Source organism: Okeania sp. SIO2F4 (assembly GCF_010672385.1).
GTDB lineage: Bacteria > Cyanobacteriota > Cyanobacteriia > Cyanobacteriales > Microcoleaceae > Trichodesmium.
Map to the genome: position 1 here is coordinate 1 of NZ_JAAHGT010000028.1, position 26,134 is coordinate 26,134.

Consider the following 26,134-nt stretch of genomic DNA (forward strand, 5'->3'; position numbering starts at 1 on the left):
CCTCTTGCCAAATTATAACTATCTTTTTTGAATTTTGTCTGATTCTTATTAAGATGCTAAATAATATCAATTAGATAAAAGTTTACTTCCCTAACTCTCCTATCATAACAACAATTTTGAAGGCAAATCTCACCTACTTATTCAAAATTAATCTGCTTTTTGGCTAGTTTAGATTTTGTCTGGATAAAATGTTGAAATTTTTGTAAAAATTAAAAGTGATTCGAGTAAGATGAGGAATACTGTGATAGGATTACTAATCTATGTTGGATCTAACGGGGGTCAGTCGTTAGAGGTAAGGGGGAAAGTTTGGTGCAAATCCAACGCTGTCCCGCAACTGTGAAATAATTTTTGATTTTATTTTTTAAAAATAAAAAATTTATTGAAGCCAGAATGCCCGCCAACATTAAAACAAAATCATTAAAACAATACATCTGCGAGGTACGGATGATATATAAACATAGCAAATCTACAAAACTTAGGGCGGGAAATCAGTTTAAGACAATCAGGTCTATTGTAATATTTACCTGTGCAAGTTTAATTTTCTTCAGCACAGTAGAATTAGCAATGGCTCATCATCCAATGGGGGGTACAACACCAGCTAATTTTTGGGAAGGTTTACTTTCTGGTATGGGACATCCCATAATTGGAATCGATCATTTGGCTTTTGTGGTGGCAGTGGGATTAATAGCAGCAATAATCCCTAATTGTATATTAATATTAGCATCTTTTCTCGCTACAGCAATGCTAGGAACAGGTATTCATCTTCTCAGTATTGATTTGCCTTTAACAGAAATAGCGATCGCTATTTCTGTAGTTGCTTTTGGTGCAATGTTAGCTTTCAAACAAAAGCTAAATACTCTTTTACTAATTATCTTTGCTGGTCTTGCTGGTATATTTCACGGTTATGCTTATGGAGAAGCAATTATTGGTGCAGAAATGACTTCATTATTAGCATATTTGATAGGTTTTACTGCTATTCAATTATTCATAGCATTATTGGCAATGAAGTTTGCTCAATTAATAAGTAATTATTGGCAAAATCAATTCTTTTATTTAATCCGTTTTTTTGGTTTAGCCATAAGTGCTATTGGAGTAGTGTTTTTAACAAGCGCTATCTTGAGCTAAGATTGTGCTTTTTAAGTTAGTAAGGTACATTGGTTTTAACATTGCTGAATGACGGTACAATTTGATAATTCAGGAGATAGAAAAAACTATTTTCTTAACCCTTTGGTAGTTACTCTATTTCACTGATTAATTACTCTGAATTTATCAAAATAATTGTCTGGAAAACCACACATTCTAAGGAAAAATATTTTTCTAGGGTTGTTCAAAATCTCTGTTATAAAAATAACTTCTGACTGGGTTAATAAACATCTCAGTTATCATTGCTCAAATCAGCAAAGCAGTTATTTTTCTTCTCTTACATTCCTTGTGAATATCTTTAATTGAAGAAACTTTTAGGTTGTATATTTACTTGATTCGCCGTTTCATTGTGAATCAATTTTATAAACCGCAAGTGACTATAAAGTTTTTGAATAGATTACTCTGAAACAATATTAGGAAAAATATATTTCCTACACCTAATACCTCAGAAGCTACGGTTATTAAAAAATCAGACCAGAGCAAAAATAAAAGCTAAAATTTTGTACCTAACTACTTATATGTATGAGAATAGCTGTACCACAATTCAATTAATTCCTACAAATTATCAAAAGAAACAAAATGTCAACGCCACATATTATATTTGTTTGTACTACCTGTGCTAGTGTTTGGCAAGATGGAAAAAGACAGGGTATTAGTGGGGGAGAAAAACTACTACAACAACTTTTCCAACAACATAAAAATTGGCAATTGAGTAATAGCTTTTCCATTAAACCAGTGGAATGTATGAGTGCTTGTAGTCACTTTTGCGCTGTTTCTTTTGCTGCTCCTGGTAAGCATACTTATGTGTTTGGGGATATACCTTATCAAACTGAAACTCTCTCTGAAATGTCAGCAGCAGTATTAGAATGTGCAAGCCTTTATTATTCTAAACCTGATGGGTTATTGTCTTGGTCAGAACGACCTGAAAAACTAAAAAAAGGTGTTTTGGCAAGAGTTCCACCGTTAACTTTTGCATAGACTTCAGAAATATTTTTTAAATGTTTGTTTTCTTTCTCTTAGAATGAGTTTATATGACTATATTTGAAGAAATTCAAAAGTCAGAAGTTAAATTTAGCAATTCCAAATAGGTTGTGGAAACTTTTATCAAAGTTTTGGCAGAAGACCCGCGCTCTCCCGTAGGGGAGCGTCGTATGGGAATGCCAACCCATGCTATGATAATACTACGAACGTGTTAGTAATAGGTCGAAAACATTGAAAGCTAGATATCGATATCGCATATATCCTAATCATATCCAAATAACGCGCATTAATCAACTATTTGGATGCTGTCGATATGTTTGGAATCAAAGTTTAGCATATTGTAATCAATTGTATGTTTCAGGACAAAAGAAGCCTTCATATACTGATTTAACTAAGCAATTCATAACACAAGCTAAGAAAGAATTAGTTTGGCTAAAAGAAGTAGCTTCTACTCCATTACAACAATGTTTAAAAGACTTAGACCAAGCTTACAAAAACTTTTTTAATAGTTGTTCTGGAAAACCCAAGGCTATTAAAGTTAAACATCCTAAGTTCAAAAGCAGAAAGTCTAGACAGACTGCTAGATTTGTAGGAGCTAATTACAAGGTTGGTCAAGATAAACTATATCTTCCCAAAGTAGGCAAGATTAAAATAGTTTGGTCGAGGCCATTAGCTAGTCAGCCTACTTCTGTAACTATCATCAAAGATTCAGATAATAGATATTTTGCTAGCTTTGTAGTAGAAACTTTACCAGAACCATTACCTAAAACTGAAAATTCGATTGGTATTGATTTAGGTATTAGTACATTTGCTACATTGAGTAATGGAGACAAAATTGAAGGTCCCAAACCACTCAAACAAAACCTTAAGAAATTAGCTAAATTTCAACGTAAGCTGGTTCGTACTGAAAAAGGCAGTAAACCTATACGAAAGACGTAGATTAAGAGTAGCTAAACTTCATGCTAAAGTCAAAGACATTCGTACAGATTTTCTACACAAACTATCAACTGATTTAGTCAAAAAATACGACACTATCGTATTAGAAGATTTAAATGTTTCCGGTATGGTTAAAAACCGTAAATTATCTAAAACAATTAGTGATTTAGGGTGGAGAAAATTTAGGATTTTAACTGAGGCTAAGTGCGAGAAATATGGTAAAGAATTTAGAGTCATTGATAGATGGGAACCCACTTCTCAAAAATGCAGTTGTTGTGGATTCAAAGGAGGTAAAAAAGAACTGAATGTTAGGGAATGGACTTGTTTGAGTTGTGGGGCACACCATGACCGCGATATAAATGCTGCTGTCAATATTTTAGAAGTTGTTCAACCGAAAACCAAGGTTAAAGCAGTTAAAGAAACAGTAGCAGAAAATCCGATTCAACTATCACTTTTTGAAGAAGTCGCCGAGGGTCAACGGTCGATTATTTATCGGACATGGAGCCGACGTAATTCTACCCGTAAAAAGGTAGTTGATGGCAATGATGTGTCAACCCGCCCTGAGTTTTTCAAGCAGCTTAGTCTGTTTGATTAATGGATGGGAATCCCGCGCTGTCTCGCAGAGCAGCGTCGGGAGGATGTCAAAATACTTGATTTCAACTGAAAGCCTTTCAAATTATGACTCTTGTACGGGTGAATAGCCATTCGCCCCTACTATTCCTGACTTTTAACTACCACCAAAATCTTATACCAAATTCATGCATACTTAGTTACATCTTAATTAGACATCTCCAAAAATTAAAAAGAAAATCAATTCTTATGGAGAAATTATCAATTATTTCTCCCTGTTACCACTGCGTGTGTTCTCTGTTCCCTCTTTTCTGGAGATATCTATTTGTGATTTATTCTTACAATAAAAACATTCTCAATTCCATAAAGTCTAAAAATTCAACCTTTTTTCCTCTTTTTTATAATGTTTGTATTTCCCTGTTATATCAAATCCGTTTAATTGGACATAAAAAAATTCTCCAATCGCCATAACTACGCTCATCTTTCTAATTCTTTCTTCTCCTGACTCGGTCCTCCTGACTCGGTCCTCCTAAACAGTTAACCTATCTATAACTGTTTAACCGGATTTGATATTAAGTGTTAAGTGTTCCCAGTTAAGTGTTTCTTAACTGTAGTAATATTTTATGAAATTGGTATTACAACTAAAATTAGGATTGCTATTGATAGTTGGAGATGTTGACCACCAACTCTAAAAAATTAGGAGGAAGATTAGCTAATATGCAATGAACGTAACTTTTAATTTTCCCTCAATTTTTTATTATGATTTATCTGGCGTTTGTGAATCAAGCTATGAAATAATCGCGAGCATGTTATTAAGAAACCGGGTTTGTTCATGATAGATATTAGTATGGTAAAACATTTAATATTTTCCCCGGTTTGTAGGCTTTAGAAAAATCATAGTCAAAATCACCAATGCCTGATTTATCTTTCTAAGGCAATAAGTTAATGGCTAAGAAGCTTATAGCTGAAAGCTAAATGCTTACTTAATTTATTTATTTTTTTTCTCTCCTTTTTCCTGATTCTCAGTTTTGTCAAAAAACGTTCAATAAATAGTAATAAAATTATGAGTGCTAAAATTCCAGTTACTGTAATTACAGGTTTTCTCGGTAGTGGTAAAACTACGACAATTCGACATTTCTTACAAAATAATCAAGGTCGTCGTATTGCTGTTTTAGTTAATGAATTTGGGGAGGTTGGTATAGATGGAGAGTTACTACGTTCTTGTCAAGTTTGTGATGATGAAGATGTTAATAATAATATTGTTGAACTAACAAATGGTTGTCTTTGCTGCACTGTGCAAGAAGAATTTTTTCCGACTATGCAAGAACTATTAAAACGTCGAGAAAAAATTGATTCTATTTTGATAGAAACTTCTGGGTTGGCATTACCAAAACCTTTGGTACAAGCATTTCGTTGGCCGGAAATTAAGACTTCTGCTACGGTTGATGGAGTTGTTACTGTTGTTGATTGTGAGGCGGTGGCAAATGGTAGTTTGGTTGGAGATATTGATGCTTTGGAAGCTCAACGTCAAGCTGACCCAAATTTAGACCATGAAACTCCTATTGAGGAATTATTTGAAGACCAGTTAGCTTGTGCTGATTTGGTTTTATTAACTAAGGTTGATATGGTGGATGAAGTTACTTCTGATAAAGTGCAAAGTTGGTTAAAGGAACAGTTACCTAAAACTGTCAAAATAGTTCCTTGTATTGGAGGAGAAATTAATCCAGATTTATTGTTGGGTTTTAATGCTGCTGTTGAAGATAATTTAGATTCTCGTCCTAGTCACCATGATACAGAGGAAGAACACGAACATGATGATGAAATTAATTCTGTAAATTTAATTTTGGAGCAAGAATTTGAACCGAAGGAGTTAGTTGAAAAGTTGAAGGGTTTAGTGGCAAATTATGAGATTTATCGGATTAAAGGTTTTGTCGCAGTGCCAAATAAGTCTATGCGTTTGGTTTTGCAAGGGGTGGGCGATCGCTTTGATTATTTCTATGACCGTCTCTGGCAAAAAGAAGAGATTAGGGAAACTAAGTTGGTGTTAATTGGTCGTTATCTCAAAGTAGAAAACATTCAGTTGGAGTTGGGTAATAATTTATCTAATTAAGTGAAATATTTTATCCCCTTTTTTCGGGGATATTTAATATATATAATGTTTGATTCTCGGCATTTAATTTTCGCGCAAGAGTATAAACCGAAGGAGTTAGTTGAAAAGTTGAAAGGTTTTGTGGCAGTGCCAAATAAGTCTATGGGTTTGGTTTTGCAAGGGGTGGGCGATCGCTTTGATTATTTCTATGACCGTCTTTGGCAAAAAGAAGAGGTTAGACAGACTAAGTTGGTTTTAATTGGTCGTTATCTCAAAGTAGAAAACATTCAGTTGGAGTTGGGTAATAACTTATCTAATCTTTTCGGGGATATTTAATATATATAATGTTTGATTCTCGGCATTTAATTTTAGGGGAAGAGTTTGTACCGAAGGAGTTAGTTGAAAAGTTGAAAGGTTTTGTGGCGGTGCCAAATAAGTCTATGGGTTTGGTTTTGCAAGGGGTGGGCGATCGCTTTGATTTTTTTTATGACCGTCTTTGGCAAAAAGAAGAGGTTAGACAGACTAAGTTGGTTTTAATTGGTCGTTATCTCAAAGTAGAAAACATTCAGTTGGAGTTGGGTAATAACTTATCTAATCTTTTCGGGGATATTTAATATATATAATGTTTGATTCTCGGCATTTAATTTTAGGGGAAGAGTTTGTACCGAAGCAGTGACTAGAAAAGTTGAAAAAAATTAATGCTAAATTCTCAGATTTATCGGATTAAAGGTTTTTTCGTAGTGCCAAATAAGTCTATTGATTTTGTTTTTGAGGAGTTAGAGCGCCCTCTGATTATTTTTATGAAAACTGATAACTGATAACTTTTGATTGATATGACAATCTCTGCCAAAAAGTAGAGGTTAGGCAAATTCAATTAGTTTTTATTGGTCGTTGTTTACCCATAGAAAAAATTCAGTCATATTTTTCTTTTTTGTAGATATATAAATGTTTGATTATCGGCATTTAATTTTAGAGGTCGAAATTTCAACTAAAAGAGTTAAAAGAGTTAGTTGAGCGATCGCACTTATTTTTTTCTTTCTACTTTAATTTTTTTTGCGTTGAATAAAAAGTCTAGTACAGGGCCGAACGACCCCCATTAACATGATACTATCAGAATTAGTTTGAAAATGCAACCTAATTTCCCTTTCTCCCCAGGCAAATTTTAGAGCTTCAGAAAATGACAATTTGTGTCTGTCAACGATCGATTTTTCTGTTCTCATCATATAGAGGTAGGGTTGGCACATTTCTCTGGATTAACTAACAAGAGTGAGTAATTACTCTTTGGGTATCTCAGAGGATTTACTTTTCCTTTCTTAAGAGCGATCGCGCTTATTTTTTTCTTTCTACTTTAATTTTTTTTGCGTTGAATAAAAAGTCTAGCGTATGGGCGAGCATCTCCCAATAACATAATAGTATCAGAGTTTATTTGAGCATGCAAGCCGATTTTCCTTCCCACGCGGGCAAATTTTTTAGAGCTTTCAAAAATGATAATTCTCATTATATAGAGATAGGGTCAGCATATTTCTATGGATTAACTACAAGACTGAGTAATGACTATTTGCCTTGAGAGGATTTACTTTTCCTTTCTTAAGAGCGATCGCGCTTATTTTTTTCTTTCTACTTTCATATTTTTTGCGTTGAATAAAAAGTCTAGTGTATGGGCGAGTATACCCCAATAACATAATAGTATCAGAGTTTATTTGAGCATGCAAGCCGATTTTCCTTTCCACAGGGGCAAATTTTTTTAGAGCTTTAGAAAATGAAAATTTGTGTCTGTCAACGATCGATTTTTCTGTTCTCATCCTATAGAGGTAGAGTCGGCACATTTCTCTGGATTAACTAACAAGAGTGAGTAATTACTATTTGGGTATCTCAGAGGATTTACTTTTCCTTTCTTAAGAGCGATCGCGCTTATTTTTTTCTTTCTACTTTCATATTTTTTGCGTTGAATAAAAAGTCTAGTGTATGGGCGAGTATACCCCAATAACATAATAGTATCAGAGTTTATTTGAGTATGCAAGCCGATTTTCCTTTCCACAGGGGCAAATTTTTTTAGAGCTTTAGAAAATGAAAATTTGTGATTGTACTTTAGTAATCTGGGTTTTGTAAGGTAGTGAAGCTTAACCTACTGCTAATTTTTGTCTTGATTTTTTCAGAAATTGAAAAGAATCAGAGAATCTTTCGACAAACCTACTAAGTAGAACAAATTTCTCCTCAGTTTCATAAATTTCAAATTAGCAGAAATTAAAATTTACTGTTTGATATAAGGTGATAGTTCATCCCACAAATTCGGAAAACTAGCTTTAAAAGAATCAGGTTTAGCTATTTCCATATCTTGATACTCAAAACCTGGAGCAACAGATTCTCCCAGTAAACCAAATTCACCTTCTTCAAGTATTGCTGCTTTCCAACAATCTTTTGGTACTAATAGTTGAGGAGTGTGACCTTTAGCAACATCAAAGCCAAGTTTAAATTTTGACAATTTTCCTTGTGGGTCAACAATTAAATAAGTTATGGGAGAACCAATGTGAAAATAATGAATAACATCTGATTCATTCTTATGAAAGTGGTTAATTGGGTGGTCATCAGTGAGCAGATAATAAATGGAAGTAAGCAACTTTCTTTCACCTCCTTCTCTATCAGTATTTACAGTTAGATCGGAACGGTAGGTTTCTTTAAAATAACCTCCTTCGATATGTTTAACTAGAGATAATTTTTCAATTATATTTTGCTTGTTCATTAATAATTAAACCTCTGAAAGTAGTATAGAGAAAATTAAGTAGGTATTTCTTTGAGGCAAAGAGGAAGTTAGTAATATAAAAAATATTGGTAACTTTTTGCTATTACTATCATTTACTATCAGCACTTCCAACAAAGAGAAGTCATTTCAGTTATCAGTTATCAGTTATTATTATCTCCTCCTAAAGTTGGAGGTTTGAAATCCGAAATTTCCTTTTTTATCCCCTTGAAAGAGGAGACTTGACACCTTATTTCTTGGTCAAAATAATATTTGACAAAATACTTTAGTAGTTCTATGGAGATAGTTAGGCAGGTCGGTATAACTTCTTTCTAGGAGAAATATTCCGACCAAAACTGCTACTTGTTTATCATTACTAAAGTTTTATGAATCTACTAATACTCCATAGGGAAGGGGAGAATTGTCTTTATCACCCCCAATTTCAAACCAGTAACGTCTATGAGCTTCAACAAACTCCTCTCGACTGATGGAACCTGACTTATCTAAGTCAATACTATCAAAAGCTTGGTCAGCATGTTCAGGCTGTTGTGAGCCAGTGTATACTGCTAGGTACTTTCGGTACTCTTCGCGAGATATTTGCCCAGAATTATCGGTGTCAATGATATCGAAGAAAATTTCGTTTTTACGTCTGGCTACTTCAAGTATTTTATCTGGTGATTCAATCAAGGATACAGTCTTTGCAACTTTAGCAATCAAATCTTCTTCGGTAATTCGAGTGGTACTATCAACTGGTTCCCCTCCAGCAATGAAATACTGAAATAGAGAATGGCACATCTCGCGAATTTCTTCATTCTTTGATGAATCATTTTGAAGTTGAATTAAACGATTTGCAATTTCTTCAAAGTCGGAGAGGGTTAAAACCCCATTTTGATCGACATCCATGAGTTTGAAGTAAGTCTTCATTCTGGTACGCCAAACACTGGATGATAAAAATTGTTCTGGAGACATTGTTACTAATAATTCAAGAAAACTATATGAATGTCTTGATATTATCATTATCTATACAGAACGAAGAATTCATTAATTGATAATGGATAATTACAAGAAGGTTAAAACCGTTACGGAATTGAAGATTAAGGAAATATTATTTCTTCTCTTGGTCTCATGGATATGGCTCCGAGAACTCCCCATCCCATCCTAAGGTCATGCTCTGCTTTCCGACCGCTTTTTTTTTCCTTGAAAGGGAAGGCTAATAAAGCTGAATTGTGTAATTAATAATTATTAATTATTCGGTAAAGTTATAAGCTTTTGATTCTCAAATTTCCCCTGATTTTAGGACAAGTCCTCAGAAATGAATTAGTCAAAACTACCATGCTCAAAGTCAAAATAATATATGACAAAATAATTGTGTTGTGAAAAAAATTTAGTAGTTTTATGGAGATAGTTAGGCAGGTCGGTAAAACTTCTTTTTTAGAAAAATATTCCGACCAAAACCGCTACTTGTTTATCAGGCGTTGGTAAATCAAGAGATGAAACTTTAAAAGTAATCTGTTTTAATTCCTCTAAATATTTAACCAGAGTAACTGGTGGGTATCACCCCTAGTCGAAAATCATCCCACCAATTACCAACGCCGTTTATCATTACTAACTAAAGTTCTATGAATCTACTAATACTCCATAAGGAAGGGGAGAATTATCTTTTTCATCGCCAATTTCATACCAGTAGAGTCTATGAGCTTCGACAAATTCCTCACGACTGATGGAACCTGACTTATCTAAGTCAATACTATCAAAAGCTTGGTCAGCACGGTCAGGTTGTTCTACTCCCGTGTATACTGCCAGGTACTTCCGGTACTCTTCGCGGGATATTTGTCCAGAGTGATCGGTGTCTATAATATCGAAGAAGAGTTCGTTTTTGTGCCTAGATAATGCAAGTGCTTTATCTAGTTCAGTTAAGGATACGATCTTTGCAACATTAGCAATCAAATCTTCTTGGCTAATTCGAGTGTTACTATCAACTGGTCTCCCTGCAGCCATAAAATTTTGAAATAGAGAATGACACATCTCGCGAATTTCTTCGTTTCTTGATGAATCATTTTGAAGTTGAATTAAACGATTTGCAATTTCTTCAAAGTCGGAGAGGGTCAAGACGCCATTTTGATCGACATCCATGAGTTTGAAGTAGGTCTTGATTCTGGTACGCCAAACACTGGATGATAAAAATTGTTCTGGAGACATTTCTACTTATAAGTCAAGAAAACTATATGAACGTCTTGATATTATCATTATCTATAACGATTTAGTAGGACTGAGACAATTTCTGGGCAGAAAAATGCTTGAAAGTTAGTCTAGATAAAGGAATAACGTCAGAGCAATAAAAATGGCTATAACCCGTGCTTATAAAGGAATTACACCTTTTCGACGTAAAAGCCTGTAGCTGTCTATATTTGAGCTTATTTTTTGCTGCTTTTTTGTGTCAGTCCCGTTAGTTATAATTACTGATTAGCCGATCGTACTTTGATACTTTTGACAGTTAAAATGGCTTCAAACCTGATACAGATAACGGAAATAGGACTTACGCATAGACCATATATGTAGAGTTCAAAAACTATAACGTTATAGTTTTTTGCGCTATATGTAGTACCCATCCGTAAGTCCTGGGAAATACATTAATAGGGTAAAAATGGCTCAAAGCTAAATATATGAACAAACAGTTTAATTTGAGGTAAAATCATTCCTGTATCAGCTTTTGATGCTGTTTTGAAGGTATTTTTTACTAAAGTCTGGCTATCAACAGGTTAAATATCTATAACGTCTTCTCTAGTTACAACTATTGATTGCTTTACCAGTTACCATCAATAGACATCTCTAAGAATAAAAAATCAAATCAATTATCGAACATAAATTATCATTCCCCTACTCCCTACTCCCTCTTTTCTGGAAATGTCTAATAGGTCAAATATTTATAACGTCTTAGTATTTAGGATCGTCAATATTTCATTATTCAAGAGTCGGCAGTTAAAATTGAAAAATTAAATATGCCTCAGCTAATAATTACCTAAGTAGGTTGGGATTAAACATTATTGTTATAACTAGGCAAGAGGAAAAAGGCAAGAGAGGAAGGATGTTGAGCAATTCTAGTTTTCTTGACATACTTTTGTTTTCCAACCTACTTACTTAGACAAAATTATTTGTATATTTGCGAATCAATTATAACAATTATTAATAATTAATAATTAATTATTAATTATTCAGCTTACTCTGCCTCCCCAATAAAGGGGAAAAAGCGGTCGGAAAGCGGAGCATTCCGTCAGGATGGGATGGCGAGGAAACCTCGCCATATCCAATCGACCAAGAGAGCAGTCGGAAAGCGGAGCATGAGTAGGATGGGATGGCGTTAGCGCACTTCGGAGCTCCTCTGCAAGAGGCAGCGGGTCCGTAGGAGCGGGTTTCCCGAAGAAAGCAGAGCCGCTCCGCAATTCAAGTCGCTCCGCGTTTCGCTGCGCGACATGAAAAACGCGCGTTGTGCGGAACGCTAAACGCCATATCCAATCTCCCAAAAGAGAAAAGTGCTCTTGAATTTCCTGATATTCAATTCCCTCACGGTTTTAACCAGAAGTAATTATCGATTATCCATTAATGAACTCTTGCCTACCTCTTCCAAATATGAAATTAGTTCTGTCGAGGGTGCTTAGTTTACCGTTGAATGCTTACTATTTTATCTGCACAAAATCCGGAGATATGAATATTTACTTCTCTGCCATTTTGTCTAATTTTTCTCTAACAGATAACTGAAAGCCTGACTTGAACATTAATATCAATCCCAAGGCTGATAAGACAAAAACGATAATTGCACCTTCTATATAACCCCCTGTTAATAAAACAGAACCTGATAGAAAGGTAAAACAAGTTATACAAGTAAAAATCAAAGTTTTTAAAGCTAAATTAATCCGTTTTAATAACCGATCGTTTTCAATAGAACGAACTCTAAATTGAATTTCACCATCTTCAATTCTTGTTTCTAGTTGGCGGATTAAAATTTCACTTTTATTTGGTTGTTGCAATTTATATTTAATAAAATCTCTTGTTTGTTTTGCCAGTTCACCTACTATTCTACTTCTGCCTTGAGCAACAGTTAAGCTTTTGACAAAAGGTTGAGAACAACTAACTAAACTATAGTCAGGGTCGAGTTCTCTAGCAATACCATCTAGAGTAGTTAGTGATTTAAGAATAAAAGTCATTTGAGAAGGCAGACGAAATGGTTGTTGTTCAAATAACACATAAAGTTCTTCCTTTATTTCATCAAAATTATAAAAATCAACAGGTTTATCGGTGAAATTTTCCAATAAAAAATTAACTAATCTTCTTACAGGCATCATATCCGGCATTGGTTCAATTAAACCAATGGTAATTAAAGTATTCAACACCCGATCGACATCTTTTTTTAACACAGCAAAAAATGTTTGAATCATTTGGTCTTTTGTCAATGACTTTACCTCAGCCATCATGCCAAAATCATAAAAAATCACCTCACCATCTAAACTAACTGCTAAATTTCCTGGATGAGGATCGGCTTGAAAAAAACCATCCAATAATAACTGTTTTAAATAACAACAAACTCCTATTTGATTAATCCGCTTCGGATTAAGATTACAAGCTTCTATTCGCATCCGGTCATTAATTTTAATTCCAGGTAAATACTCAAGAGTTATAACTTTTTCTGTAGTGTGAGTCCAATAAACACGAGGTACTATTATTTCTGGATACCCTTTAAAGTTTTCCCGAAAGCGGTCAGCATTTTTCCCTTCATTCACATAGTCAATTTCTTGATAAAGAATGGTAAAAAAATCATAATAAATAGCATCTAAATCATACCTCTTAGCCCAAGCAAAATATTTTTGACAAAAACGGATAACATTTTTAACAGCTTTCACATCTAAGTCAAATAAAGGTTTTAACCCAGGACGTTGTATTTTAACTACAACTTCTTCTCCCGTTTGTAAATTAGCTTTATGTACTTGTCCAAGACTTGCTGCAGCAATAGGGCGTTCCTGAAAATCTCGATACAGAGAATAAAGAGAATTGCCAAGTTCCGACTCAATAATAGCGATCGCTTCTGTAGTCTCAAAAGCAGGCACTTGGTCTTGTAGTTTTCCTAGCTCTTCTACATATTCTTTCGGCAATATATCAGCTCGTGTAGATAGAGATTGACCTATTTTAATAAAAGTTGGACCTAAATTGAGCATAGTCTTCACTAACCACTCAGCCCGACGCTTTCTTATAGAAGAAGATTTATTTTGAAATAAATTATCCCACCATAAAAACAAAAAAAATTTTCCGGCGGCACTAAAAACATCTATTTGTCTGGTCAGGGGAGAATATTGGGTGCGTTGCCAACGAAGGGACTTAGAAACATTTTTAGTGAGCATACTATATGTAAATCTATCAGAAAATCTTGAAAGAGGACTGCCGTTATAATCTTTACTTACAAAAAACATAAGTCAACGGTTTAACGGTTAGATTAATTTCAACCAGAAAGTATTTTCGGGTTGAAGTACAAAACATTTGTTTTTGCTTTTTAATTGTATCAGGGGAGGGAAATAATTTTAATCATAATCGTGATTAGTTTAACTGTAAATATTCAGCTATTTTTGCGTTTTAATTGTATCAGAGGAGGGAAATAATTTTAATCATAATCGTGATTAGTTTAACTGTAAGTATTCAGCTTTTAGTAGTAAACTATCAGCGACTCATAATAATAATTATTTCTGACGGTTAAGGGATTGTAGTTTGGCAGTAAATTTTGATTTTCTGTTGATTTGTTAATTGATTTTACCTCCTTAATTAAGAAATAGTTGTTTGTGTAGTATTCCCTAGGATATGGCTAATACCTGATAGCTGAATATCTATCTTTAATTTACCAGTATAACCTTAAACAAACTCAACTTAAGAGAAGGCAAAGAATAGCTCAATTCAAAGAATTCATTAATTAATACTTGCTCAATTATTTCCAAATATATTATCCCTGCTCATAACCCTTATTCTAATTATACAGTATATTCCATCTTTGTGAAGTACAACCGTAGCAAATAAGATGCTATTACTACAAATATCTAATTGTTAATATCTGTAGTTTATATACAACCGAATATGATGTAATTCTCAAGCTAAAAATTTAACAATAGCTAAGAAAACTAATATTAGATTAAAGTCAGTAAATGCTTCAGTTTGAAAACTTGTTTGAAAACAGCTAAACAGTAAGCATTCAGCCGTCAGCTAGCCTCCGGGGTCGGAACTACGCTCTTCAGCTATCAGTTATTAACTGATTCTTACACGCTCAGGAGGAATTCAGGGCTATTTCATTCTAGAATCAAGTGACGATTTTACTAGCTTTTAGAGATTGGTTGATATAACCTTCAATCTTGCAAAAGGCATATTTTCGTGGTTTGCACAAAAAGTCAGAAATTAGAACGAAATAGCCCAGGGAGGAATTGGTCTCCAAAGAAAATTAAAAGTTATGAATAAAAAGGTTCCTTTTAGCTAACCTTAGTAAGTTAAGCTCCTACACAGAATTGATTACCTACTCTAATTCTCTGTAACCCTTGCAGTAAAAAGGTTTCAATTTTGGAAAATGTTTCAACAATTAATAATTAATAATTAATAATTAATAATTAATTATTAATTATTACCTCTCCTTGAAAACGGATAGGATTGACTAATCATGAAAAATTTTTTCTTCTCAAGGGGAGATTGGATATGGCGAACTTCGAAGCGGCTCTGCAAGAGCGGGAGACCTCGCCATCCCATCCTGACGGAATGCTGCGCTTTCCGACCGCTTTTTTCCCCTTAAAAGGGGAGGCGCATACCCACAATTTCTCGGTAATTAATTTTGTGTACCTGCTTATTACGTTTCAAAGCTGAATGTTAATAGCTGGATGCTTACGCTAAACACAGCATTTACTAAGATGAAATCTTTAGGTAAAAGTTTTCCTAATTTCAAGAAAAAGATGATAAGTTTTGTATTCCCAGCAATGCTGAAAAATTGTTGGAGAGAACTTTACCAATGGATAATTGATAATTAATCAATTAGGCTTTATTGCCTTCTATTTCAAGAGAAAAAGCGGTCGTTTAGCTAGCGCACAACTTCGCACTTCAGCTGTCTGTCGCCGACATGAAAAACTTTTGCGGAGCATTCCCTAGGAAAGTTTCCCGTAGGGTGGGATGGCGAGGTTTCCCGCTCTTACAGAACCGCTCCACAATTCAAGTTGCTCCGCGTTTCGCTTTCCTACGGAATGCTAACACGCGACATGAAAAACGCGCGTTGTGCGGAGCGCTAAACGCCATATCCAATCGACCAAGAGTAGAAAAAAAATTCCTTGAGCGCCAATCCTATCTGTTATCAGAAGAAGTAATTAATTATTAATTATTAATTGTTGAAGGTTTTCCTTGAGGTAATTATCCATTATTCATTATCCATTATCAATTAATGAACTGCTCTCTATTCTCTTCCTAAAATTTTCTCTGCTTCTTTTTTGGCAATTTCACTATTTTTTTGATAAAGTTCAGCCCTATTAACTGCTACATCATACCGTGAATAAATAGGTGAAACAGAGGCCATTAGTTCTGCTGCTTTTTGCCATGTCTTGGCGATCGCCACCCACTCTTCTTGAGACTGAGCAACTTTTCCATCAGCAACAGCTTTTTGAGCAAGTCGTACTGCTTGAGTAAAAGCTGCTTTTGACTTAGCCTCAGTGTCTTCTGAAGATTTTTTATTAGTAGGGGATGGAGACTGGGAAATTGTATTTTCTGAAGCTGTTATTTGATCTATTCCGGAGAGGTTGAACCATCTATTAACTTGGATACCTAAAGTTAGCATCAGCAGACTTATAAAAAAAATGCCTATTACATCAGGTTGGAATTGATTTGGCTTTGGCATTCCCGTAGAATAAACAGTTTTAGACAAAGGTATTTTAGTTGGTTTAGGCTTATTTGTCTGAAAATTATTTGCTATTTGTTTTAAAATATTAGGTTTAGTCAAAGTAATTTGCTGAGACCAAAGTAATTGATTTTCTGGATCTTTAGTAATATCCTCAAGCCAAAGTAATTTTTGTTCTTGAACAATTCTACTATTAATTTTTACTTGCTCAATATTACGAGGTGAAATTTCTTCAAGGGTCTGTTTAACCTCTTCTACAATATTAGACTTTTCTAATTGTTTAGCTTTGGATGCTTCACATAAAACTTGCAAAACACCATCAGAAAATATAGCTCTAATTCTGACATCTAATGCAGCTAGCTGTTCATTTAGAATTTGAATAATCGCTGCTACGCTACCCCGACGTGCTTGGATAAATATATCATTACTTTGATTTTTCATTGATAGTTAATACTGTTGATTTAATAGTTCCCAGATATTAGACTTCTTGCAGAATTCAGGGAATAGGTATGGAGGAAATAGGGAGATGAAATTGTTAATTTTAGCTCTTGAATTTATTTAATTAAAACTTTTGCAAGATGTCTATTGAATACAATTTTTAGTGGGACTTACACAAAACACCAGCAGAAAATAGACTCAAATATAGGCAGGCAAAGGTTTTTACCTCAAAAAGGCATAAATCCTTAATTATTAAGGGTTTTAGCTATTTTTAGGGCCTCGACGTAATGCCCTTATCTATACTGACTTTCAGGCATTTTTTCTCCTAGAAAATGTCTAAGTACCATTAGTTCATCTAAAGATTATTTCTTTATAGTATTGCTACAGAATTTAGCAGATAAGACTAAGTAAAAATTCCTATTGCGATATACGCAATAAAAGCAATGAGTAAGTATCTATCAGAAATAGAGAAAGGTACTACAGACAAAAGAAGACATATCTAATTTCCATCCATAAAGTTTTTTGTAGCAATTATTTAAAGAAACAGTAAAACGAGGATGACAATGGGAGTCTCACAAGTCTTATGTTAAAATTTGCGACAGCATTAGAGGGAAAACAGGAAACTTACTATGGCCAAATCCCTAAGTGGCAAAATCTTTGTACTAGATGACAATATAGATACCGACCAAATTATTCCCGCCGAGTATCTAACATTAGTTCCTTCCAAGCCAGATGAATATGATAAGCTAGGAAGTTATGCTTTGTGTGGGTTGCCTGACCGTTACGGTAAATTTATTGAAGCAGGAGAAACGAAAACCCACTATCCAATTATCGTAGCTGGAGAAAATTTTGGTTGTGGCTCTTCACGGGAACACGCACCTATTGCCCTAGGTGCTTCTGGCGTCCAAGCAGTAGTTGCTCAATCTTACGCTCGTATATTTTTCCGCAATTGTTCCGCCACTGGAGAGCTATATCCTTGGGAATCTAGCGATCGCCTGTGTGAGTTATTTCAAACTGGTCAGGAAGTTACTATTGATTTTGAAGAAAATCAAATAACTAATCATACTCTTGGTAAAACTTATCAGTTGAAGTCTTTGGGAGAAGTAAGACCTGTCATTGATGCTGGAGGTCTTTTTGCCTATGCTCGTCAAACAGGTATGATTTCCCAAAAACAAGGTTAAATTTTTCTTTTAAGTAGGAGAAGAAATTTATCTCTCCTTTTTGATGTTCAATTTTTCAATAATATTCAATTGTTTAGTTTTGAATTTGATGGAAGCTAAAGCCCCAGAACGTAACAGCCTAAAATTCATTATTTTATATAAGGGAATTATTGCGACTGTCATGTTGTTGACGTTCTCCTCTGCCTAAAGGCAAGAGGATTCTAAATATCACTATTTAGACTTTCTCTTTCGTCGAGTCGGCTTATCTGTTTGGGTTTCCCCATCCAGACAGAGGCCAGTCTCTCCAGAGATGTTACTTTCCCCGCGCCCCGGGGTAGTTGATAGTTGCTTGAGAGCAGATTGGAGAATATTAATTGCAGCATTTTCGTCCCTATCTGCTTCATAACCACAGCGGGGACATTTATGAGTTCTAGTGCTTAAAGTTTTGCTGACTTTTTTCCCACAGTTTGAGCAGTTTTGAGATGTATTGAATGGCTCAACCGCGATAACCGGAACTCCATAAATTCTGCCAAAATATTCCAACCATTCCCTAAATTTGTACCAAGCTGCATCATTAATTGATTTGGCCAGATGATGATTTTTAACCATGTTACGCACTTTTAGGTTTTCTATCGCTACCAAGTCGTTAGACCGGATGACGCGCTGCGCTGCTTTGCAAGCCCAATCGTTACGTCTGCGTGATACCTTAAGATGCGTTATACCCAACCGATTCCTTGCTTTTATCCTGTTTTTGCTACCTTTTTTAGTACGAGATAAACGCTTCTGTAGCTTTTTGATTTGGCGCTCACCCTTTCTAAAAAACCGAGGATTATCGACTTGATTACCTTCAGAATCGGTGTAGAAATGATTTAAACCTACATCTAATCCCGTTTGTTTTCCTGTTAATTCTTTTTTTTCCTCCCTAGTGTGGTCAATCAAAAACTGGGCATAATAGCCATCATGCCTTCTAATTATTCTGACTCGTTTAATTTGTTTGAGTTGATAATAATGAAGGTCTCGACTTCCCCAAAGTTTAAAAGTACCAGCCTCAAATTTATCAGTTAACACCAAATAACGTCTATCTTCTGAAAGTTTCCAACCCGAAGTTTTGTACTCTACTGATGCTCTAACTTGATACTTTTTAAACTTAGGATACCCTCTCTTGGTGCGCGTTCCCTTGCGACTGCCGTCGTCGCGGGGTCGCACCGCTTTTTTACTTGGCACTTTAGCTTTACAGTTTTTGTAGAATCTTTCAATAGCTGCCCAAGCCCTCTCAGCATGAGCTTGTCTAGCCATTGAATTCAGCTTTTTTGCCCAGGGAAAATCGAGATTATCTGCTAAGATTTTACAGTATTTGTAGGCATCATTACGACTCTTAACCTGCCCGTCAATCCATGCTTTGATGATGCTATTGCGGACAAAAAGTCCCGTACGAATAGCCTCATCCAGCTTTTCGTATTGGACTGTTTCTCCTTCTAATTTCATCTCATAAACCAGCATGGTTTTATTGTTTTTACCTACGATAATGTTGTAGCATTAAAAGCCAGAAAATGACAACTAACTTGGCAAAAAAGCCCTCCTGAAAGGACGGGGCTTTAAACCCATTTTTTTCGGTAATTTCTTTAATTTCAGCTTGGAGCTGGAGAAATTTTGATAATCTCGCAACTTGGGCTGAAATTAATCTGATTAATGGGGAGTTTCAGACAGTAGAATTAATCTTAAAACCAATTCTCAATGCTGATATTCCTAGTCTTAAGTTAGTGGCTCGTTATACAGCAGTTTATGGCAGTTTGATAATTATCACCTTGGTTGGTTTGTGCTATGAAAAAGTCTGGTCTAAGATTCTTTTTTTAGGATTAGTTGCTGTACCACTCCCCTTAGAAATCAAGGAATTAATCGATGATTTTTCTATCATCAGATTGACTATTTTTATACTTAATTTAGCTGTCTTTGTATTTTTAATTATCCGATAATTTAAGACTGAAGATTAAATTTTATTTTCAAGAATAAAGAAAGACAAAGATTTTTTTAAGATCAGCAAAAACATTTTTAAAATACTTGTAATTTTTATCTTGACAAAACACTAGGTTTTAGGGAATAGCTTAACTCGAAATAGAAAATAAGAAACACAAGTTTACCTCACTAACTTGAGAAACGCTACATTCTACATATTTAGATAGATGATTAAACAAATTGATAAAAAGGAAAACCCTCTGATAAATTTAAAGTGTTTATTTAGGCAATAAAAGTTTTGTTATTGACAGCTTGTTAGCTAGATTAGCTACATATAGAGCTTTTTATTAACATGGAATATAGCTATCAGGTCTGTAAGTTATCAAACTTCAAAAATACTTATATTTTCTCTGTGGTCTACCTTTGTGAAAACCGCTATAATACAAAATTTATAAAATAATTTTACAAATAACAATCTAGGTAATCGAACTCTGAAAAACTGGATTCAGCCATAGTGGCAACCTATACGATTTACCTACTACCTCACAGCTACCACCTACTACATAAAACTTATTTGTAGCAAGCTAGAGATTAGAGAAATGTTTCCATTAGAGCTAGGAAAAGGTTTTTGATAACGCGCTTATTCAAACTTGATATTATAAAAATATTGTGATTTTTCCTGCTATCATAAACTCTTTAACAAATCCTACTTTTGTCTGTTGCCTCAAATATTTTATTTTATTTTCATATCTCATATCATGTCCGTTGGTATCGTTTGTCTAAAAGCTGAGGAAATATCTACCATCTTTAAGCTTCTTCCTTCTTCCTTCTTCCTTCTTCCTTACCTTTTCCTTCTTCCTTCTTCCTTACCTTTGCTATACAATACCGATGCTACCGGACATGAGATCAAATATAAATCCCATAAAAATATCAACCCTCAGTTACTTCCTGAATTTGAAGAAAGTAAAAGAGGGTAAAAAAAAAGCAACAATAAATAAGTTGCTGCATTTACCATCAATCAATTTAATTTTGCATAAATTGCTGTAGACCACGAGTCATCATCTCAACTATTCCCTCTTCCTGATTAATTTCAGTATTTGCCTCAGCTTCTATACGCTCTACTACATCCCGTGAAAGATTAAGCAACTGCTTTAATTTTTGATAAGCAACCTCTTCCTCTTCATTAATATTTGGCTCATCAGGAGTACGAGCGCTACAAGCAATTACTTCATAACCTAATTTTAATACAAGTTCCCTTTCCTGCTGACTTTCTAATTTGGGAATTGATTCCTCCAATGGTATATTTTGCATCAGATAATCCCGTAATTCCTCTTGAAGTTGTTGTTGGGAATCTCCTGTAGCAAATAAACTACTAAAGCGCTTCAACATTAGATCGACTTCCTCTTGCGCCAGTTGTCCGTCAGCCCATGCCATATAAGCAACAATCCGCAACAAATTCATCTGGCGTGGAGTAATAGATGGGGGTGGAGGTGGTTGAACTGCCATAGATTTTTCCTCAATATTTTGCTATTTATAGCTGAACTTTTAACCTATCATCAAGCTAATAGTTATTATCAAATCGTTGATAATTTTTAAATATTTCCTTTGAAATAGCTTTATGCAGGCTGTTATTAGGGCAAAATCCTTGTCTGCGTATTTTTATTCTCAGAAGTTCCCGAAAGAAAGTAGCCATCGCCTCTTCCATCAAACTTCCTTTAACTACTCAACCAATTCATTCTCTGAAGCACTCCAGAAAAAAAGCGCCGACTCTCACGGGGTAGAAAGTAAAGTAGCCATCGCCTCTTCCATCAAACTTCTTTTAACTACTCAACCAATTCATTCTCTGAAGCACTCCAGAAAAATTCGCGCCGATCGGGAAATTAGGCTTGCATCCTTAAACCAACTGTAGTATTATAAAATCAGTAGGAGTCGTTCGCCAATACTCTAGACTATTTATTCAACACAAATTAGATTCAAAAAAACAAAAAAAATCATGCTTGTGTATCACAAAATCAATATTCTGTCAAAACAGCAAAAAACAGGCATAGAAAAAAAGTCATTTTGAGCAAAGCAAATTTAGGGAAAAATAAACCAAAACAACGGCAGAATAGGAAGGAACAGCCATAAAAATCAATCAAGACATAAAATGCCCTAACTATACTCTATGTTCACAGTATCACAAAATCGAAAAAAAGCGCTAAAAATATTGAAACTTCGTTAACCAACTCAGAAAAAATTCCCTATTTAACAAGCAGGCAAAAATAGTAAAATTTAAAATATTAAAACCAAAAACAGAAAACCATAACTTTACCTAATTTTCAAACCTGAAAACTAAAAAAGCTGATAACTGCAAAAGCTGATAACTGATAACTGAATTTAACCCCCCAAAACAAAAGATTATCAACCAAGGCAAAAATGAAAACCAAAAACATTGAATACAATAGCTTTTAATCCCCTTTGATAATTAACCTTTTCGTGAGGATATCGACTCTAATGAACTTCCCAACCAACCAGCAAAATTTTCTTGTTGTTTTGCCGTAGGGTTTTTTACTGGTACAACTTGATAACAACTGGGACTAGGGAGAGCCAAAGTTACCTGATGAGTAATAAGTTCATCTTGATGGAAAACCGTTACCTCCAAAACATCCCCTGGTTGATAATCCTTGAGGCGATCGCTCAACTTATCTGCATTTACCCGAAAACCATCTATTGCCAGTAACTCATCCCCTACATCCAATCCCGCCAACTCTGCTGGTCCCTGATGTTGAACAAATTTAATTATTTCTTTTCTATTGTCACTAACAACATTCATACCTAAATCAGGCCATTCATTATCTTCTTTTTTAAGTTGTAGTCCAAAAGGTCTGAGATATTCATCAAAAGGCAACTCATCTACACCATCAATATACCTCTCAAAGAAATCGCCCAAATCTAATTCTGCTACCTCTTCAATTACACTTTTCAATTCTTCAGGAGTAAAACCTATTTCTGACTTACCAAACTTATCCCACATTTGACGCATTACATCATCCAGTGAGTATTTATTTTCATGTTTTTCTCGGATTAACAAATCAAGCAATAAAGATATCATTGCTCCTTTTAAATAATAGGAAATCTGACAGTTATTACTATTAGCATCCCGACGATATAATTTAATCCAAGCATCCCAACTAGACTCACTTACTGGTTGTACTTTTCGTCCTATTATTGTTAGCAGAAGTGTAATTTCTTTTCCTAATAATTTGAAGAAAGTTTTCACATCAAAAATACCAGCTCTAAAAGGAATTAATAAATCATAATAACTCGTTGTACCCTCAGAAAACCATAGAGAAGGAGTGTAATTTTCCCGTTCATAATCAAAAACTTCTAATGCTTTAGGTCGAATCCGCTTAACATTCCATAAGTGGAAAAACTCATGGGCAACTAACTGCATGAAGCGATCGCGTTTTTCCTTATTCCTAAAACCGAATCTCGGATAATTTAAAGTACAACTAAACTTATGTTCTAAACCACCAAAACCTTTACTAGAACTATGCAAAATAAATAAATATTCTTCATAAGGCAAACCACCAAAAACCTCTGCTTCTACTTCAATAATTTTTTGTATATCTGGAATTAGTTTTTCTGGTTCCGCATTACCCTTTCCCCAAATAGCTAATTGATGTTTTTTTCCTTGTACTTCAAATTGATTTAGTTGATGACTACCTATCTCAAAAGGACTATCTACTAAAGTATCAAAATCTTCTGCTTCAAACGTATTTTCTGTATCTATAATCTTTGGTAAAGATGTCGTTACTTGCCAATCAGATTTAGGTGTAATAACTTTTATACTAATCTTATTTTTCTCACATTCAGGAATATAAAAGAACAAAGCCGCCCCATTAAAATAACCATGTGTAGAGTCTAAATGATTAGTGCGCACTGTCAATTCATTAGCAAATATTCTGTATTGAACTATTACTTCCGAGACTCCCAATGTTTCGATTTGCCAGTGATTTTTGCTAAGTTTTTGCCAAGGTAAAGGTCGTTCATTTTCACCATAGGCGCAGAAATCTTGCAAATGTTTAGCATATTCCCTGACTAAGTAAGAACCAGGCGTCCATACTGGCATTTTTAAATCCAGTTTTTTAGATGTTTCTAATAATGAGGAGGATAGTTGTTCAACTCTAACAGACAAACTAACCTCAAACAGATGGGATTCTGGATGAGGCATAGATACTTTATATTTAATTGCTGGGGTTGTAATTGTGGGACTGAGGGGTACTATTCTAGCTTCAGTCATTTCAGTTATCAGTTATCAGTTATCAGTTATCATTTCCTCTGGCTGAAGCTAGAGGCTTGAAATTCAAAATTTCCTTTTTTATCCCCTTGAAAGGGGAAACTTAATATCTTAATTTCTTCCTTTGTCAAATATACCACATTAATCTGGAATCTGCTATAATTTGAGGAATTTTTAACTTTTTATACGCGATGTGTAACTTTCTACGGAATAATCAGCGTTTCTGGGTCAAGAGCGGAAAGTCTGGTTCTCACAACTCCCTAAATTTCCTTGGTTGGAAAAAGTTGCACACGGCGTTTTTTATCATAAATTTTAGTGTGCCAAAAATCATTTTCTATTAATCTAGTTTACTGACTAGCTAAATGCATTAAATGTTTGAGATTAAGTAAATGGATTACCTGATGTTCTGAATTTCTACTAATCCAACCCTTAGTATGTAATTTTGCCATTATTTTGCTAGTTTCTTCAATTGTGATATCTGTTACATCAGCTAAATCTTGGTCAGGAATATTAAATATTTCACAGGTTTTTTCCGTAGTCTGACCGTAATTTTCGGCTAATTCTACTAATGTATTAGCAAGTTTTACTGCTGGAGGTCTATGGCGCAGTTGATAACGAACGTTTGTCTGCCTGAGACGCTTAACCATCAGTTGGAGCATTCGATGATGTAACTGAGGGTCTTTGAAGAGAGTTTGAATAAATCTTTGAGCCGAAATACTAATCAAACGAACTGGTGATAGGGCAACAACATCATTTGAGCGGGGTGATTCATCTAGAATAGCCATTTCACCAAAAAAATCTCCTCTCCCCAGAATAGCCAATGCAACTGAGTTGTCAGGGGACAACCTGCGTCTTACTTTTACCCAGCCTGATACCAGGAAGTAAACAGCATTACCCCAAGCATCTTCCATTAAGACTACTCTGTCTGAGGGATACTCGTGTTTTACTGCAACAGAGAGAAGCCATTCCAAGGTTTCTGGGTTGGCTCCCTTAAATAAAGGAAAAAGCTCGCTGAAAGCTTCTGTCTGCATGAAAATTAGCACTTTTTATTGTATCTTGTGATTGTTAAACTCAACAGCTATCATACTAGAGTTTTTTTAGTTCAGCAAAATTATATTTCTATTCGTTTAGAGTTGATAGGAGTATTTCTACCATTCTCAGAAACATACAAAAATCTCATCAAATCTATAATTATCTGATTTTTGGCAAATTTTCTGTTCCTGCTTCATTCTGGCAACGTCGGCGTTATCCAGTCCACAAGGTGTCACGGGGGAACTCCCGGCCATAGCTAGATTGAAGCTAGCATTTAAGTCTCTGTTCGCGAAGCGAAACGGAAACTCTAAACTGACGCGGGGGAAAGCGCAATTATTAACGCATTAGTTAGCAGCATCCGATGAAACGTCAACCCACTGAAGAGCTATGGATCGGTTAGTATTATCTACTCCCGGCTTAATACAAGTTCCGATCAAAATAGCTAAAAAAACGGGCTAACCCGATTTTGGTTAACCCGCAAACTTGGGAACGCGCAAATAGATTACTTCTGCACTACTAATTTGACATTAGCGTTTTGCAGACCACGTTGCTTAACAGCAGCTAAGGTTTTGTTAACGGCATACTTCTGATTGATGGAATTGATCAACTCAGTTTGATTGTGCTTCTTAGCAACACCCCATAAATCAGCGATTAGGTCAAAGGAACCATCGCTGTTGCAAGACCAGCCTAAATCATATTCACCTTCGAGAACAGCAACGATATCAGAACGTACACGTTGGCCATTGTAGCCACGAACATCAGCATTAGTTTTCACTGTAACTCCCAAATCACGCAGGGAAGCTTTTAAGATTTCAGCGTCAGTGATCTTAGTACGTAGTGTGCTGAAGTGAGACATTTGGGTTTCCTCCTAAATTTAAAATCAAAACAGAAACAACAACGGTTTTTATCTAACAGTACC

At 34.9% G+C, this 26,134-nt stretch carries 19 protein-coding genes, 1 pseudogene and 1 riboswitch; of the genes and pseudogenes, 10 read left to right on the plus strand and 10 right to left on the minus strand.

What is annotated here, in order from left to right; genetic code table 11:
* The first annotated feature begins 247 nt into the window (after positions 1 to 247).
* A riboswitch (cobalamin riboswitch) is annotated at positions 248 to 416 on the plus strand.
* A gap of 28 nt (positions 417 to 444) precedes the next feature.
* From F6K22_RS03245 to F6K22_RS03275, 7 genes and pseudogenes are all read left to right on the plus strand, one after another.
* Positions 445 to 1,125 (plus strand): HupE/UreJ family protein, encoded by a 681-nt coding sequence (locus F6K22_RS03245; RefSeq protein WP_293093201.1) that lies wholly within the window; start codon positions 445 to 447, stop codon positions 1,123 to 1,125.
* A 597-nt stretch (positions 1,126 to 1,722) separates the two neighbouring features.
* The gene (locus tag F6K22_RS03250) at positions 1,723 to 2,121 is read left to right on the plus strand and encodes a DUF1636 domain-containing protein (protein ID WP_293093204.1); all 399 of its coding nucleotides are present in this window, start codon (positions 1,723 to 1,725) and stop codon (positions 2,119 to 2,121) included.
* A gap of 234 nt (positions 2,122 to 2,355) precedes the next feature.
* Positions 2,356 to 3,063 (plus strand): RNA-guided endonuclease InsQ/TnpB family protein, encoded by a 708-nt coding sequence (locus F6K22_RS03255; RefSeq protein WP_293093206.1) that lies wholly within the window; start codon positions 2,356 to 2,358, stop codon positions 3,061 to 3,063.
* Positions 3,064 to 3,094: 31 nt separating this feature from the next.
* A pseudogene (locus tag F6K22_RS03260) lies at positions 3,095 to 3,655 on the plus strand (RNA-guided endonuclease TnpB family protein); the annotation flags it as partial.
* 1,038 nt (positions 3,656 to 4,693) lie between these two features.
* Positions 4,694 to 5,740 (plus strand): cobalamin biosynthesis protein CobW, encoded by a 1,047-nt coding sequence (gene cobW, locus F6K22_RS03265; RefSeq protein ID WP_293093209.1) that lies wholly within the window; start codon positions 4,694 to 4,696, stop codon positions 5,738 to 5,740.
* Positions 5,741 to 5,785: 45 nt separating this feature from the next.
* A complete protein-coding gene (locus F6K22_RS03270; RefSeq protein WP_375340132.1) occupies positions 5,786 to 6,055 on the plus strand; it encodes a GTP-binding protein in 270 nt (89 codons plus the stop codon).
* Positions 6,056 to 6,063: 8 nt separating this feature from the next.
* Positions 6,064 to 6,333, plus strand: a complete 270-nt coding sequence (locus F6K22_RS03275) for a GTP-binding protein (protein WP_363272753.1) — start codon at positions 6,064 to 6,066, stop codon at positions 6,331 to 6,333.
* Positions 6,334 to 7,970: 1,637 nt separating this feature from the next.
* Here the strand turns inward: F6K22_RS03275 and F6K22_RS03280 are convergent.
* The 5 genes from F6K22_RS03280 to F6K22_RS03300 form a co-directional block, all read right to left on the minus strand.
* Entirely contained in the window at positions 7,971 to 8,459 is a 489-nt protein-coding gene (locus F6K22_RS03280; RefSeq protein ID WP_293093211.1) for a cupin domain-containing protein, read from the minus strand.
* 381 nt (positions 8,460 to 8,840) lie between these two features.
* The gene (locus F6K22_RS03285; protein WP_293093213.1) at positions 8,841 to 9,425 is read right to left on the minus strand and encodes an EF-hand domain-containing protein; all 585 of its coding nucleotides are present in this window, start codon (positions 9,423 to 9,425) and stop codon (positions 8,841 to 8,843) included.
* Positions 9,426 to 10,073: 648 nt separating this feature from the next.
* Positions 10,074 to 10,655 (minus strand): EF-hand domain-containing protein, encoded by a 582-nt coding sequence (locus tag F6K22_RS03290; RefSeq protein WP_293093215.1) that lies wholly within the window; start codon positions 10,653 to 10,655, stop codon positions 10,074 to 10,076.
* Between the two features lie 1,511 nt (positions 10,656 to 12,166).
* A complete protein-coding gene (locus F6K22_RS03295; RefSeq protein WP_293093217.1) occupies positions 12,167 to 13,846 on the minus strand; it encodes an ABC1 kinase family protein in 1,680 nt (559 codons plus the stop codon).
* Between the two features lie 2,069 nt (positions 13,847 to 15,915).
* The gene (locus F6K22_RS03300) at positions 15,916 to 16,794 is read right to left on the minus strand and encodes a hypothetical protein (protein WP_293093220.1); all 879 of its coding nucleotides are present in this window, start codon (positions 16,792 to 16,794) and stop codon (positions 15,916 to 15,918) included.
* A gap of 626 nt (positions 16,795 to 17,420) precedes the next feature.
* Here F6K22_RS03300 and F6K22_RS03305 point away from each other — a divergent pair.
* Positions 17,421 to 17,972 (plus strand): LeuD/DmdB family oxidoreductase small subunit, encoded by a 552-nt coding sequence (locus F6K22_RS03305; protein ID WP_293093223.1) that lies wholly within the window; start codon positions 17,421 to 17,423, stop codon positions 17,970 to 17,972.
* Between the two features lie 210 nt (positions 17,973 to 18,182).
* Here F6K22_RS03305 and F6K22_RS03310 read toward each other — a convergent pair whose 3' ends face one another.
* On the minus strand, positions 18,183 to 19,451 hold the full coding sequence (locus F6K22_RS03310) for an RNA-guided endonuclease InsQ/TnpB family protein (protein ID WP_293093226.1): 1,269 nt from the start codon (positions 19,449 to 19,451) through the stop codon (positions 18,183 to 18,185).
* Between the two features lie 125 nt (positions 19,452 to 19,576).
* On the opposite strand from F6K22_RS03310, the gene F6K22_RS03315 reads away from it, so the two are divergent.
* Positions 19,577 to 19,924 (plus strand): DUF2127 domain-containing protein, encoded by a 348-nt coding sequence (locus F6K22_RS03315; protein ID WP_293093258.1) that lies wholly within the window; start codon positions 19,577 to 19,579, stop codon positions 19,922 to 19,924.
* Positions 19,925 to 20,927: 1,003 nt separating this feature from the next.
* Here F6K22_RS03315 and F6K22_RS03320 read toward each other — a convergent pair.
* The gene (locus F6K22_RS03320; protein WP_293093229.1) at positions 20,928 to 21,410 is read right to left on the minus strand and encodes a tellurite resistance TerB family protein; all 483 of its coding nucleotides are present in this window, start codon (positions 21,408 to 21,410) and stop codon (positions 20,928 to 20,930) included.
* 112 nt (positions 21,411 to 21,522) lie between these two features.
* Here F6K22_RS03320 and F6K22_RS03325 point away from each other — a divergent pair, with 112 nt between their 5' ends.
* Positions 21,523 to 21,813, plus strand: a complete 291-nt coding sequence (locus F6K22_RS03325) for a hypothetical protein (protein ID WP_293093232.1) — start codon at positions 21,523 to 21,525, stop codon at positions 21,811 to 21,813.
* Positions 21,814 to 22,368: 555 nt separating this feature from the next.
* Here the strand turns inward: F6K22_RS03325 and F6K22_RS03330 are convergent.
* The 3 genes from F6K22_RS03330 to F6K22_RS03340 all read right to left on the minus strand — a co-directional run bounded on the left by F6K22_RS03330 (position 22,369) and on the right by F6K22_RS03340 (position 26,071).
* Complete coding sequence (locus tag F6K22_RS03330) at positions 22,369 to 24,186, minus strand: M61 family metallopeptidase (protein ID WP_293093235.1); 1,818 nt, start codon at positions 24,184 to 24,186, stop codon at positions 22,369 to 22,371.
* A 344-nt stretch (positions 24,187 to 24,530) separates the two neighbouring features.
* Entirely contained in the window at positions 24,531 to 25,214 is a 684-nt protein-coding gene (locus F6K22_RS03335) for a Crp/Fnr family transcriptional regulator (RefSeq protein WP_293093261.1), read from the minus strand.
* Between the two features lie 503 nt (positions 25,215 to 25,717).
* Positions 25,718 to 26,071, minus strand: a complete 354-nt coding sequence (locus F6K22_RS03340) for a DUF1257 domain-containing protein (protein ID WP_293093237.1) — start codon at positions 26,069 to 26,071, stop codon at positions 25,718 to 25,720.
* Positions 26,072 to 26,134 lie beyond the last annotated feature (63 nt).